The sequence below is a fragment of the Roseateles aquae genome, assembly GCF_032337115.1.
GTDB lineage: Bacteria > Pseudomonadota > Gammaproteobacteria > Burkholderiales > Burkholderiaceae_C > Roseateles_C > Roseateles_C aquae.
The window spans coordinates 84,765-98,481 of record NZ_JAVXZY010000014.1 but is presented as its reverse complement, the minus strand read 5'-3'; the positions used below and the strand labels follow the sequence as shown (position 1 = coordinate 98,481).

Sequence of the window (13,717 nt, the reverse complement as noted above, 5' to 3'; positions counted from 1 at the left end):
GCAGTCTTTCAGGTCTGAGCGACAAGCGCAAGCACCAGGCCGCTTACCAGACCTTGCAACGCTCGGCGTCCGGCTTGACCATCTTCTGCCCCGGCTTGCAGGCAAAGGCCTTTGCGAACTCGGGCATGTTCACGGCCACGCCATTGATGCGGTAGCGGCCCGGCGAGTGCGGGTTGGTCAGCGCCTGCACACGCAGCGCCTCGGGGCGGGCGGTGTTGCAGTCCCATTGCGCGAAGCCGATGAAGAAGCGCTGCTCGGGCGTGAAGCCGTCGCGCGGCTCCAGCTTCATCGTTTCGGTGTGCTTGCGCCAGGCGGCCAGCGCCAGCACCATGCCGCCGAGGTCGGCCAGGTCCTCGCCCAGCGTCAGCTTGCTGTTGATCTTGATGTCGTCAACGATGGTGTACTGGGCGTACTGGTCAACCACGCAGGCGGCGCGTTGCTCAAAAGCCTTGGCGTCCTTCTTGGTCCACCAGTCCTTCAGATTGCCCTTGGCATCGAACTGGCGGCCCTCGTCGTCGAAGCCGTGGATCAACTCATGGCCGATCGTGCCGCCGGTGTTGCCATAGCTGGGCGCGATGTCGATGCTGGCATCGAACAGCGGCGGCTGCAGCACGGCGGCCGGGAAGTTCATATCGTTCATCTGCGCGCTGTAGTAGGCGTTGACGGTCTGCGGCGTCATGCCCCATTCGCCGCGGTCCAGCGGCTTGCCGATCTTGGCCAGTTGGCGGCGTGCCTCGAAGGCATTGCCGCGCTGCACATTACCGACAAAATCGCCGGCTTTGACGGCGAAGGCGCTGTAGTCGCGCCACTGGTCCGGGTAGCCGATCTTGTTGACGATGCTGTGCAGCTTCTGCATCGCGCGCGCCTTGGTCGCCTCGCTCATCCAGGGCAGATGCTTGACGCTGTCGGCCATCGCCTGCTCGATCTCGGTGGTCATCTGCTGGGTGGCTTTTTTCAACTCGGGGCTGAAGTTCTTGGCCACGAACTCCTGACCCAGCGCCTCGCCCAGCTGCGCGTCAACCAGCTCGACGCAGCGCTTCCAGCGCGCCTTCAGCTGCGGCACGCCGTTAAGCGCCTGGCCGAAGAAGTCGAAGTTCAGCTGCACCAGCTCGTTGTTCAGATAGGGCGCCATGCTGCTGGCGGCCTGCCAGCGCAGATAGGTCTTGATCTCGTCCAGACTCATCTGCTGCAGGCGCTTGTCCAGCGCCTTGAAGAAGGCCGGCTCGGTGACGTTGTAGGTGTTCAGCTTGGCCGGCACGGCCAGCGCCTGGCGGTAGGCGGCCCAGTCGAAGCCGGGGGTCAGCGCCTGCAGGCCGCGGGCGTTCATCTTGTGGAAGGTCTTGTAGGGGTCGCGCTTGTCGACACGGCTGAGCATTTGCTGGGCCAGGCCGGTCTCGGTGGCCAGCACCAGCTTGGCGGCCGCCGCGGCCGCCTCGGGCCTGTCGCCCAGTACCTCGAAGACACGGGCGATGTGGCGCTCGTACTGCTGGCGCAGCTGCACCGACTTCTCGTCGCCCTTCAGGTACATATCGCGGTCCGGCAGGCTGATGCCGCCGGCCATCGCGAAGGCGATCACCTGGTTCGCGTTGGCGAAATCCTGGTTGGCGCCGAAGCCGAACAGCACGCGCTCATTGCCCAGCTGCAGGTGCAGCGCGGCGATCAGCACCGGCAGCTGCTTCTTGCTGCTCAGGCCCTGGATCTGCGCCAGCAGCGGCTGCAGCGGCGCGAGGCCGGCGGCATTGGCGGCCTCCTCGTTCATGCAGGCGCCCCAGTAATCGGCCATCTTGGCCTGGTTGGCGTTCAGGGCCGCACCGGCCTTGCGCTCACCAGCCAGGCGCTCCAGCGTGCCCCACAGATAGCGCTGGTTTTCATTGGCCATCTTGGCGTAGACCGACCAGCGCGACTGATCGTCCGGCACCGGGTTGTTGGTCATCCAGCCGCCGCAGGCGAACTGGTAGAAGTCTTCGCAGGGGTCGACCGTGCGGTCCATCGAGGGCAGGTCCAGCGCCGGCGTGTAGGGCAGCGCCGCCAGCGGGCCTTCCTTGGCGGCCGACGGTGCCGGCTCGGCGGCTTGGGCCGTGGGCCAGGCCAGGCTGCAGAACAGGGCCAGGGAAGCCAGCAGCGGCTGGCTCGATGCGGGGCGCAGGAGGGACATGGTCTTGGCTTCGTTGAATGCGAAACGCGCATTCTGGCTCAGCGTGGGCTCGCGCCCAAATGACATGGGTCCTGCCCCTGCAGACAGCCGCTTCAGCGCAGCTGGGCGTTGAGCTTGGCCAGCAGCGCGCTGCCCGGGCAGAGCTCGGCCTCGGCCAGCCGGTTCAGCGGCGCGGCGACGGTGTTGAGCGCCTGGTGCAGATCGCTGGCGGCTGGGTCCAGATAGAGCAGCCCGGTCGGGATCTCGCCGGCGGCCTGCAGCGTCTGCAGCTGGTTCATCGCTGCCAGCCGGTCGGTCGGGTCGTAGCCGGCGTGCAGGCGGCGCAGGCGCAGGGTGCTGCCGTCGTGCTGCGGCACTTCGATCAGCGCGGCATCGGCGGGGGCGGTCTGCTCGGCGGCCAGATCGATGAAGTCGATCCGGTTCAGCGCCTCGTTGTGCTCGCGCACATGGTCGTAGCTGCGCGTGCTGCCGGCATGGTTGTTGAACGCGACGCAGGGGCTGATCACATCGATGAAGGCGGCGCCACCATGGCGGATGGCGCCTTCGATCAGCGGCACCAGCTGGGTCTTGTCGCCGCTGAAACCGCGCGCCACGTAAGTCGCGCCCAGCTGCAGCGCCAGGCCGACCAGATCGATCGCCGCATCGTGGTTGACCGCGCCCTTCTTGGCCACCGAGCCGCGGTCGGCGGTGGCGCTGAATTGCCCCTTGGTCAGGCCGTAGACGCCGTTGTTCTCGACGATATAGACCATGCGCACGCCGCGCCGCATCGCATGGGCGAACTGGCCCAGGCCGATGGAGGCCGAATCGCCATCGCCGGAGATGCCCAGGTAGAGCAGCTCGCGATTGGCCAGATTGGCGCCGGTCAGCACGCTAGGCATGCGGCCATGCACGGTGTTGAAACCATGGCTGGCGCCAAGGAAGTAGTCCGGCGTTTTGCTGGAACAACCGATGCCGCTGAGCTTGGCAACGCGGTGCGGCTCGATATCGAGCTGCCAGCAGGCCTGCACGATGGCGGCCGACACCGAATCGTGTCCGCAGCCGGCACACAGGGTGGAGACCTTGCCCTCGTAATCGCGCCGCGTGTAGCCGACCGCGTTCTTCTGCAGGCTGGGATGGTGCAGCCGGGGCTTGGCGATATAGGTCATGCGCGGGTGCCCTCTTCTCTGGGTAGCGTGGCCAGCTGGTGCACATGCTGGGTGATGGCCTGGGTGATGAAGCGCGCGGTGATCGGCGTGCCATCGAAATGCAGCAGCTTGGTCAGCCGCGCCGGCGCCAGCTCCAGCTCGTTGATCAGCAACGTGCGCATCTGCGCATCGCGGTTCTGCTCGACGACGAAGACCTGGTCATGCGCGGCGCAGAACTCGCGCACGCTGTCCGGGAAGGGGAAGGCGCGCAGGCGCAACGCATCGAGGTGGATGCCGGCCTCGGCCAGCGCCGCCAGCGCCTCAGCCATGGCCGGTGAGGTCGAACCGAAATAGATCACGCCCAGCCGCGTCTTCTGCGCCGCCGGCTGCAGCAGCGGCTGCGGCACCAGCGTCGCCGCGGTGGCGAATTTCTTCAGCAGGCGCTCGACGTTGTAGAGGTAGTCGGCGCCGGCCTCCGAGTAGCGCGCATAGGCATCGCGGGTGGTGCCACGGGTGAAGTAGGCGCCCTTGCTCGGATGGGTGCCGGGCAGCGTGCGCCAGGGAATGCCATCACCGTCCACATCCTTGTAGCGACCGAAGTCGCGGCCGGCTTCGAGCTCCTCGGCCGTCATCACCTTGCCGCGGTCGTAGCGGCGGCTGTCGTCCCACTGCAGCGGCTCGCACAGGCGCTGGTTCATGCCGATGTCCAGATCGGTCAGCACAAAGACGGGGGTCTGCAGCCGGTCGGCCAGGTCCAGCGCCGCGGCCGCGTGCTCGAAGCATTCCTTCGGGTCCTCGGGCAGCAGCAGCACATGCTTGGTGTCGCCATGCGAGGCATAGGCGCTGGACAGCAGATCGGCCTGCTGGGTGCGCGTGGGCATGCCGGTGGACGGACCGCCGCGCTGCACATCGATGATGGTCAGCGGGATCTCGGCGAAATAGGCCAGGCCGAGGAACTCGGTCATCAGCGAGACGCCCGGCCCCGAGGTGGCGGTGAAGGCACGCGCGCCGTTCCAGCCGGCGCCGGTGATCATGCCGATGGAGGCGATCTCGTCCTCGGCCTGGACGATGGCATAACGTTTTTGTCCCGTGGCCGGATCGACGCGGTACTTGGCACAGTATTTCTCGAAGGCCTCGGCCACCGAGGACGAGGGCGTGATCGGATACCAGGCGCAGACGGTGGCGCCGCCATAAACGCAGCCCAGCGCCGCCGCGCTATTGCCATCGACAAAGATGCGCTCGCCGATGCGATCGGCCCGCCGCACCTTCAGGCCCAGGCCCTCGCCCTGCGGCGGCTGCAAATGATCGCGAGCAAACTCGCGGCCGGCATGCAGGGCGCGCACATTGGAGTCCAGCAGCCGCTCCTTGCCGCGGTACTGCTCGGCGAACAGCCGTTCGATCTCGGCCGGGTCCATGTCCATCAGCTGCGACAGCGCGCCCAGCACCATGATGTTCTTGAACAGCTGGCGCTGCCGCGAGTCCTCATAGGTGGCGTTGCAGATCGCCGTGACCGGCATCGCGATCACATGGATGTCGCTGCGAAAGGCGCTGGGGGGCAACGGCCGGGTCGAGTCGTAGAACAGATAGCCGCCGGGGCTGATTTCCTTCAGGTCCTGGTCCCAGGTCTGCGGGTTCATCGCCACCATCATGTCGACGCCGCCGCGCCGGCCCAGCCAACCGGCCTCGCTGACGCGCACCTCGTACCAGGTCGGCAGGCCCTGGATATTGCTCGGGAAGATATTGCGCGGGCTGACCGGCACGCCCATGCGCAGAATCGCCTTGGCGAACAGCTCGTTGGCCGAGGCCGAACCAGACCCGTTCACATTGGCGAACTTGACGACGAAGTCGTTGACGGCTTCTATTCGGCTCATGCTATGTCGCCCTCCTGGTCTGCTGGTCTCTGCAGCCCGGGCCGGCCTTGGTCGTCTGCAGCAGGAATTTCTGCATGTCCCAGGCGCCGGTCGGGCAACGTTCGGCGCACAGGCCGCAGTGCAGGCAGACGTCTTCGTCCTTGACCATCACCCGCGTGGTCTTCAGCGCGCCGCTGACGTAGAGCGCCTGCTCGGCGTTCAGCGCCGGTGCGCGCAGCCGTTCGCGCAGCTCGGCCTCCTCGCCATTGGGCACAAAGCTGATGCTGTCCATCGGGCAGATGTCGGCACAGGCATCGCATTCGATGCAGAGCTTGTCGCTGAACACCGTCTGCACATCGCAGTTCAGGCAGCGCTGCGCCTCCTTGAAAGCGGTGGCGGCGTCAAAGCCCAGCTCAACCTCGACACGGATGCTGGCCAGCGCCCGCTCTGCCGCCGCCCAGGGCACCTTGTGGCGCAGCTCCGGGGCCACGGCATTGTCATAACTCCATTCGTGTATGCCCATCTTCTGCGACAGCAGATTGACATGCGGCGCCGGCCGCTGTGTGAGCGCTTCGCCGTGCAGGAAGCGGTCGATCGACACGGCGGCCTCATGGCCCTGGGCCACGGCGGTGATGATGTTCTTGGGGCCGAAGGCCGCATCGCCGCCGAAGAAGACCTGGGGCAGGCTGGACTGAAAGCTCTGCGCATCGAGCACCGGCAGGCCGTGCTCGTTGAAGGCGATACCCGCATCGCGTTCTATCCAGGGAAAGGCATTCTCCTGGCCGACGGCGATCAGCACCTCGTCGCAGGGAATGACGATCTCGTCACCGGTCTGCGCCCGCTTGAAGCGCATGCCGGTGAGCCGACCGCCGTCATGCTCGAAGGCCAACGGCACATGGAAGTCGAGGATGGGGATGCCCTCGTGCTCGGCGTCTTCCTTTTCCCAGGGCGAGGCCTTCATCTGCGCATAGCCGCTGCGCACCGCCACGGTAACGCTGTCGGCGCCGAGCCGGCGCGCCGAGCGGCAGCAGTCCATCGCGGTATTGCCGCCGCCCAGCACGATGACGCGCGGCTGCACGCTCGTCACATGGCCGAAGGACACCGAGGCCAACCAGTCGATGCCGATGCGGATCTGCGCCGCGGCCTCGCTCCGGCCCGGCAGCGCCAGGTCGCGGCCACGCGGCGCGCCGCAGCCGACGAAGACGGCATCAAAGCCCTCGGCCAGCAGCTGCTTCATCGAGTCGATGCGCTGGCCGGCGCGGAACTCGACACCGAGGCCGAGGATGTAGCCGCATTCCTCGTCGATCACCTGCTCGGGCAGGCGAAAGCGCGGAATCTGGCTGCGGATGAAGCCGCCGGCCTTGGCCTCGCCATCGAACACCGTCACCGCATAGCCCTGGGTCGCCAGGTCGCGAGCCACGGTCAGCGAGGCCGGCCCGGCGCCGACACAGGCGACGCGCCGGCCATTGCGCGGCAGCGGCTGGGGCAGCAGTGCGCGCAGCTCCTCGCTCTTGTGATCGGCCGCCACCCGCTTCAGGCGGCAGATGGCCACCGCCTCGGGCTTTTTGTCGCCAACGTTCTTCTCCTCGACGCGGCCGCGCCGGCAGGCCGGCTCGCAGGGCCGGTCGCAGGTGCGGCCGAGCACGCCGGGGAAGACGTTGGACACCCAGTTGACCATATAGGCCTCGTCGTAACGACCCTGGGCAATCAGGCGGATGTATTCGGGGACGGGGGTATGGGCCGGGCAGGCCCACTGGCAATCAACAACCTTGTGGAAATAGGCCGGATCGGCGGTATCGCTGCGTTGCACCTGGGGCGTCCTCCTGTGCTGACCCAGCCGAACCGCCTTGTGGTGCATGGCGCACCGGTTTGCAGCCCCGCTGTGCGTTGCAGTCTACGCCCGCCGCAGCAAACTGGAATGCGCGGGCAAACCCCAGCGTCAGACAGGGATCAACGCGCGGCGCCCAAGACCTCGCGCTGCCACAGCGCCGGCAGCTTCTTCACTTCCCAGGCCCAGATGGCCGGGTAGACGACGCGAGCGCTTTGGTACTGGGCACTGTCGAGCAGCTGGCCGCGCACCGATTCCGGCAGGTTCAGGTGCTCGATCCGTATCGGCCGCGCATGACCGCGGGCCAGGTTGATCTGCCCGGCATCGCTGAAGATGTACTCGCGCGCCAGCTGCGCCGCATTCGGGTGGGCGGCGTGCTTGTTGATGATGGGCGTGTAGCCGCTGGTCACCGAGCCATCGCTGGGGATCAGGATTTCATAGTCTTCCGGGCGGCGCATCCGCGCCCGCTTGTCCAGCGCGATGAAGTCCCACATCACGAACACGTCGGCGTCCAGCTTCTCGATCTGGGCGGCGCCGGGGTTGTCGGTCAGCAGCCGGCCCTGGCGGGCCAGCTGGGCGAACTTCTCCAGCGCCGGCTGCAGCCGCGTCTCGGCGCCGCCGAGTGCAATCGCCGCGGCCAGCACGCCGGCATTGGCCTGCGCGGTCGGGCCAACGGCGCCGATCAGCAGCTTGTAATCGCCGTCGAACACCGCCTTCCAGCTGCGCGGCACGCTGGCCACGCGGCGGGTATTGACCATGAAGGCAATCGTGCCGGTGTAGGCCAGCGCCCAATGGCCGTCGGGGTCTTTGGCCCAATCGGGGATTTGCGCCCAGTTCGCCGGCTTGTGCGCCCGGGTGACGCCGCGGCTGCGGGCCAGCGCACCGAACTCGAAGCCGACATCGCCGATATCGATGCCGGGGCGGCGCCCGGGCTGCTCCATCGCGGCGATCTCGTCGCCGCTGTTCATGTTCTCGTCCTGATGCTGCAGCCCGTAGAGGCGCTTCAGATCGGCCCAGGTCTCGCCCCAGTTGGCCCAGCGGTCGGGCATGCCGGCACTGTTGACCTGCCCCTCGGCGCGCGCCGCGCGTTCCAGCTCGCGAGGCTGCGCCGCGGCCACACCAGCGGCTAGCAGCCAGGCGGCGGCGAGCAGGGAAGGCAGCGCGGGGAGCTTCATCACGGCGGGGCAAAAACGGGTAGGCGAGCAGTTCTGTGCGGGCCAGAACAGGGCGCTTCAGCTTAGCACCCTGGCTTTTCCGGCCGCCAGGCACAAATTAACGTGATGCCGTCAGCGCCGCCGATTTGAGTTGCGACAAGGGCATCGCGGCAGAAGCCCCACAGCACGCACCCAAAGCGGGCATTCTCCAGTAAGCTCAAAGCGTTGCCCTCCACAGGAAGACGCGCTGATGCACAGGCCGACGGTTCTGGTGGTTGATGATGAGCCGCTCAATCTGGCGGTTCTGTCCAAGCTGCTCAATCCGCAGTACCGGGTGCTGGGTGCCCGCTCGGCTGCCAGTGCGTTGGCCCTGCTGTCCAGCGAGCTGCCCGATCTGATCCTGCTGGACATCATGATGCCCGAGGTCGATGGCTACGCGATGCTGGCCAAGCTCAAGGCCGACCCGCGCACCTGCGAGCTGCCGGTGATCTTCGTCACCGCGCTGGGCGCCGAGCAGGATGAGGAACGCGGTTTTGCCGAGGGCGCGGTCGACTACATCGTCAAGCCGATCAAGCCGGCGGTGGCGCTGGCCCGGGTGCGCACCCAGCTGGAGCTGAAGCGCTCACGCGACCGCCTGGCCGACCAGAACAGCTGGTTGGAGGCCGAGGTGGCGCGGCGCACCCACGAAAGCCTGATCGCACAAGACCTGACCCTGTGCGCGCTGGCCGAGCTGGCCGAGACGCGCGACAACGAGACCGGCAATCACATCCTGCGCACGCAAGGCTATGTTGAGGCGCTGGCGCGCCAGCTCCAGCCGCTGTCCGGCTTTGCCGAGGAGCTCAATGAGGCCCAATTGCTGCGCATTGTCAAGGCCGCGCCGATGCATGACATCGGCAAGATCGGCATCCAGGACCACATCCTGCTCAAGCCCGGGCGGCTGACGCCGGAAGAGTTCGAAATCATGAAGACCCATGCGCGCATCGGTGGGCAGGCCATCGAACGCGCGCTGAGCAAGGTGCGCCAGATGCACCAGGCTGGCGGTGACGATGACAGCCAGCCGCTGCCCGAGTCGATCCGCTTCCTGGAAGTGGCGCGCACGATTGCCAATCACCACCATGAGCGCTGGGACGGCAGCGGCTACCCGGACGGCCTGAGCGGCACTGCCATCCCGCTGGCGGCGCGGCTGATGGCGCTGGCCGATGTGTTTGATGCACTGACGATGCGCCGCGTCTACAAGGAGCCCTGGCCGGTCGAGAAGGCGATCGCCCATATCGAGGCCGAGGCCGGCAAGCACTTCGATCCCACCATCGTTGCCGCCTTCGTCAACATCCAGGCCGAGTTCCGCGCCATCGCCGCGCGGCTGAGCGACTGATGGTGCTGCAGTCCGTGTTGAGCGAGCTGGAACTGGGGGTGCTGTTCGCGCACAACCCGGCGCCGATGGTGATCTACCGTATCGACACCCTGCGACTGTGTGCCGCCAACGCCGCCTTCTGCGCGCTCTACGGCTATGAGCGCAGCGAGATCGACGGCCTGCCGGCCAGCGATCTCTTCATCGCCGAGGAGCGCGACAACGCCGCGGCGCTGGCTCGCAGCCTGGAGGGTGCGGTGCGCGTCGGCGAGTGGCGCCATCTGAGCAAGCTGGGCGCCACGCTGAACGTGATGACGCATTCGCAGCCGGTGTTGTATCAGGGCCTGGCCTGCCGGCTGACCATCGTCACCGACATCACCGCCTTGCGCCGCAGCCAGCAGCGCGACCGCAGCCGGGTCGCACTGATGGAAAGCCTCGCCATGGGCGCCAGCCAAGCGGCCCTGCTGACCCAGCTGGTGCTGGCCCACGAAGCGCTGTTCCCCGACAGCCTGTGCTCCATCCTGCTGCTCGACGCCAGCGGCCAGCACCTGACCGGCGGCGCCGCTCCACACCTGCCGGACTTTTACAACGCCGCCATCGAGGGCTTGGCGATCGGGCCGACGGTGGGCAGCTGTGGCGCCGCCGCGGCGACCGGCCAGCGCGTCATCGTGGCCGACATCGCCAGCCACCCAAATTGGATCCCCTTCAGGGAGCTTGCGGCCCGCGCGGGCCTGGCGGCCTGCTGGAGCGAGCCCATCATCGGCCCGCAAGGCCGTGTGCTGGGCTCTTTCGCCATCTACCGGCGCAGCCCGGGCACGCCCAGCGAAGAGGAACTCGAGCACCAGGCCTTCTCGGTACAGCTGGCCGCCACGGCCATCATGCAGGGCGACACCACCGATCAGCTGCGCCGCAGCGAGCAACGGCTGCGCAGCATCCTCGGCGCCCTGCCTGACCTGGTCTGGCTCAAGGATGCCCAGGGGCGCTATATGGCCTGCAATGCCGCCTTCGAGCGTTGGGTAGACCGCAGCGAGGCCGAGCTGCGCGGCGTCACCGAGCAGGCCTTTGGCGACGAGGCCGAGGCCGAACGGGTGCGGCGCAGCGACGCGCTGGTGATCGAAACCCGCCGGCCCCAGCCCGACGAGCGCTGGCTGCAAGGGGCCCGCGCCGAGCAGCGCGCGCTGTACGACATCGTCAAGACGCCGCTGCTGAACGAGCAGGGCGAGCCGGTGGGCATCGTCGGCGTGGCGCGTGACATCACCGAAATCCGCCGCCGCGAGGCGCGTATCCATAGGCTGAATCGCTCCTATGCGCTGCTCAGCGGCGTCAACGAGGCCATCGTGCGCTTGCGCGACACCGGGCAGTTGTTCGCCGAAGTCTGCCGGATCGCGGTGCAGGTGGGCGGCTTCCGGATGGCCTGGATTGGGCGGCTGGACGAGGCCTGCCAGTTGGTCGTTCCGTGCAGCCATGCCGGTCATGTTGATGGTTATCTTGACACCCTGCGCATCCCGCTGGAAACCTCCGCCGGTCCCACAGCGCGGGCCATGCGCAGCGGCCAGCCCATGCTGGCCAACGATATCGCCGGCGACCCGCTGATGGCCTTCTGGCGCGATGCGGCGCTGGCACGAGGCTACCGCTCTTCGGCGGCCTTCCCGATCAGCAGCGGCGGCCAGATCCAGCATGCGTTGATGGTTTATTCGGTCGATGTCGGCCACTTCGATGCCGAGCAGGTGGAGCTGATGCTGCGCCTGGCGCAGGACATCGGCCTGGCCCTCGCGGTGGATGCCGCCGAGGCCGGCCAGCGCAAGGAACAGAGCTTCAACAAGCAACTGATCGAATCGGTGGCCGGCGCCTTCTTCGTGCTCGACGCACAGGGCCAGCTCCGGCAGTGGAACCGCCGCCTGGAGGAAATGAGCGGCTACGACAGCGCCACCATCGCCGGCAAACGGGCACCCGACTTTTTCTCCGACGCGGAGAAACCGCTGATCAGGCGCCGCCTGGCCGACGCCTTTGCGCAGGGCGAGGCCAGTGTTGAGGCCAGTCTGCTGCGTCAGGATGGCGGGCGAACGCCTTGCCTTTTCGTCGTGCGTCGGCTTGAGGGCAGCCAACCGCTGATGGTGGGCACCGGTATCGACATCTCCGACCGCGTGCGCTCGGCCCAGGAACTGGACCGCTATCGCATCCACCTCGAAGAGCTGGTCGCCACCCGCACCGCCGAGCTGGAGGCCGCCAATGCCAGGCTCAGCCGCGAGGATCAAAGGCTGCGCGCCATGCTGGCGCTGAGCCAGCAGGCCAGTCAGCTGGGCGAACAGCAACTGTTGGAAACGGCCATCGAAGAGATTGCCCGGCTCAGTGGCAGCCCGGTGGCCGCGCTGCACCTGCTCGAGCAAGCCGGCGAAGGCGCTGCGTTGCGCACCGTTGCCGGGGCCTGGACGCGCGGCACACCAGCCACCATCCAGACCATGGCGGAGCGTGTGGCAGCTCCCGGCAGCCCGGCGCGGCTGTGGGAGTTGGCGGCCGAGCGCGGCTGCGCTGTGAAGCTTCAGTCTGCTCACAGCAACGACGTTGCAATCGCTTGCCCACCGGGCGTGGAGCGGGCCCTTGCCCTGCCGGTGCTCGGCCAGGGCCGGCTGCGGCTGGTGCTGTGTGTGGCCAACAAGCCGAGCCCCTACGACGACGCCGACGAGCGCGAGTTGCTGCAACTGGCAGGCGATCTCTGGTCCATCGTCGAGCGCCGCCGCATCGAGCTTGATCTGCACGAGGCCAAGCTGGCTGCCGACGCTGCCAACCAGGCCAAGAGTGCGTTCCTGGCCAATATGAGCCACGAGATCCGTACGCCGATGAATGCCGTGCTGGGCTTTGCCCACCTGCTGCGCCGTGAGCCGCTGAGTGCCGCGCAGCAGGAACACCTGAACAAGATCGCCGATGCCAGCCAGCATCTGCTGCAGGTGATCAACGACATCCTCGACTTTTCCAAGATTGAGGCGCACAAGATCAGCCTGGAACCGATTGACTTCGAGCTGCGCGCCTGCGTCGAGCGCGTCCGCGCGATGCTCGCCGACCGTGCCGAGGCCAAGCGCATCGCGCTGCGGCTGGAGTTGGCGCCCAGCTGCCCGGCCCTCGTCCACGGCGACCGGCTGCGGCTGGAGCAGATCCTGCTGAACCTGCTCAGCAATGCGGTCAAGTTCACCGAGCAGGGCGAGGTGCGCCTGACCGTGCAGCCGCTCGACGGGGCGCGGCTGCGTTTTCTGGTCGACGACAGCGGCATTGGCATGTCGCCGCGCCAGATGGAACACCTGTTTGAAGCCTTTCAGCAGGCCGATGCCTCGATCACCCGACGCTTTGGCGGCACCGGCCTGGGCCTGGCCATCAGCCGCCGCCTGGCCCAGCTGATGCATGGGGATATTGGCGTTCGCAGCGAACCCGGCCGTGGCAGCAGCTTCTGGTTGGACCTGCCTCTGCCTGCCGCGCTGGGCCGCGGCACGGTGGCCGCCAGCGGCGGGCCTGCCAGCCAATCGCAAAGGCTGCGTCCGGCCCGGGTGCTGCTGGCCGAGGACAACCCGATCAACCAGGAAGTGGCGATGGCGCTGCTGGAGGAGCTGCAGGTCGCCGTTGACGTGGCCGACGATGGTGCGATGGCGCTGCGCATGGCGCAGCAGGGCACCTACGATCTGGTGCTGATGGATGTTCAGATGCCTGAAATGGACGGGCTGCAGGCCACACGGGCGATGCGTCAGATTCCGGCGCTGGCTGGCCTGCCCATCGTGGCCATGACAGCCAATGCCTTCGCCGAAGACCGCGCGCAATGCCTGGCCGCGGGCATGAGCGACTACCTGGCCAAGCCGGTCGACCCAGCGGCGCTGAAGCAATGCCTGCTGCGCTGGTTGCCCGGCGAGGCCGAGTCAGACGCGAGCGTCGCTGGCGAACTGGCGCCCATCGATTGGGCGGCGCTGCAGCGGCTGCTGGACAGGTTGCAACCGCTGCTGATCAGCTATGACACCGCCGCCGCCGATCTGGTCGAGCAGGAGCAGGCGGCGCTGGTGCAGGCGCTCGGCGAACGCGGCCAGCAGTTTGTGCGCCTGGTGCTGGATTTCAGCTTCGCCGAGGCCGAAGATGCCCTGGTCGAGCTGCAACGCGCGATGCGCCAGTCTCACCCCACCCATGCCCAAGCGCACAGCACCGAGGCCGGCTGAACCGGGATAATGCGTTCACGCTGCGTTCCTCAGCGCCCAGATCCCGCCCGCTCCCCGATGCTGACCCT

The 13,717-nt window shown here is 67.4% G+C and carries 7 protein-coding genes; 2 read left to right on the top strand and 5 right to left on the bottom strand.

What is annotated here, in order from left to right:
• Nucleotides 1-43: 43 nt before the first annotated feature.
• The 5 genes from RQP53_RS23725 to RQP53_RS23705 form a co-directional block, all read right to left on the bottom strand.
• Nucleotides 44-2,155 carry a M13 family metallopeptidase gene (locus RQP53_RS23725; protein WP_315653208.1) on the bottom strand — a complete coding sequence of 704 codons (2,112 nt, stop codon included), beginning with the start codon at nucleotides 2,153-2,155 and terminating at the stop codon, nucleotides 44-46.
• 92 nt (nucleotides 2,156-2,247) lie between these two features.
• Nucleotides 2,248-3,300, bottom strand: coding sequence for a 2-oxoacid:ferredoxin oxidoreductase subunit beta (locus RQP53_RS23720; RefSeq protein WP_315653207.1), 1,053 nt, complete (start codon nucleotides 3,298-3,300; stop codon nucleotides 2,248-2,250).
• Nucleotides 3,297-5,150, bottom strand: coding sequence for a 2-oxoacid:acceptor oxidoreductase subunit alpha (locus RQP53_RS23715; RefSeq protein WP_315653206.1), 1,854 nt, complete (start codon nucleotides 5,148-5,150; stop codon nucleotides 3,297-3,299). The genes RQP53_RS23720 and RQP53_RS23715 overlap by 4 nt, the downstream gene beginning before the upstream one ends.
• Nucleotide 5,151: 1 nt before the next feature.
• Nucleotides 5,152-6,939 carry an FAD-dependent oxidoreductase gene (locus RQP53_RS23710; protein ID WP_315653205.1) on the bottom strand — a complete coding sequence of 596 codons (1,788 nt, stop codon included), beginning with the start codon at nucleotides 6,937-6,939 and terminating at the stop codon, nucleotides 5,152-5,154.
• Nucleotides 6,940-7,079: 140 nt separating this feature from the next.
• Complete coding sequence (locus tag RQP53_RS23705; protein ID WP_315653204.1) at nucleotides 7,080-8,132, bottom strand: extracellular solute-binding protein; 1,053 nt, start codon at nucleotides 8,130-8,132, stop codon at nucleotides 7,080-7,082.
• 229 nt (nucleotides 8,133-8,361) lie between these two features.
• Here RQP53_RS23705 and RQP53_RS23700 point away from each other — a divergent pair, with 229 nt between their 5' ends.
• Together RQP53_RS23700 and RQP53_RS23695 are read left to right on the top strand one after the other, a co-directional pair.
• Nucleotides 8,362-9,483 (top strand): HD-GYP domain-containing protein, encoded by a 1,122-nt coding sequence (locus RQP53_RS23700; RefSeq protein ID WP_315653203.1) that lies wholly within the window; start codon nucleotides 8,362-8,364, stop codon nucleotides 9,481-9,483.
• The gene (locus RQP53_RS23695; protein ID WP_315653202.1) at nucleotides 9,483-13,649 is read left to right on the top strand and encodes a GAF domain-containing protein; all 4,167 of its coding nucleotides are present in this window, start codon (nucleotides 9,483-9,485) and stop codon (nucleotides 13,647-13,649) included. Before RQP53_RS23700 ends, RQP53_RS23695 begins: the two co-directional genes overlap by 1 nt.
• Nucleotides 13,650-13,717: the final 68 nt, after the last annotated feature.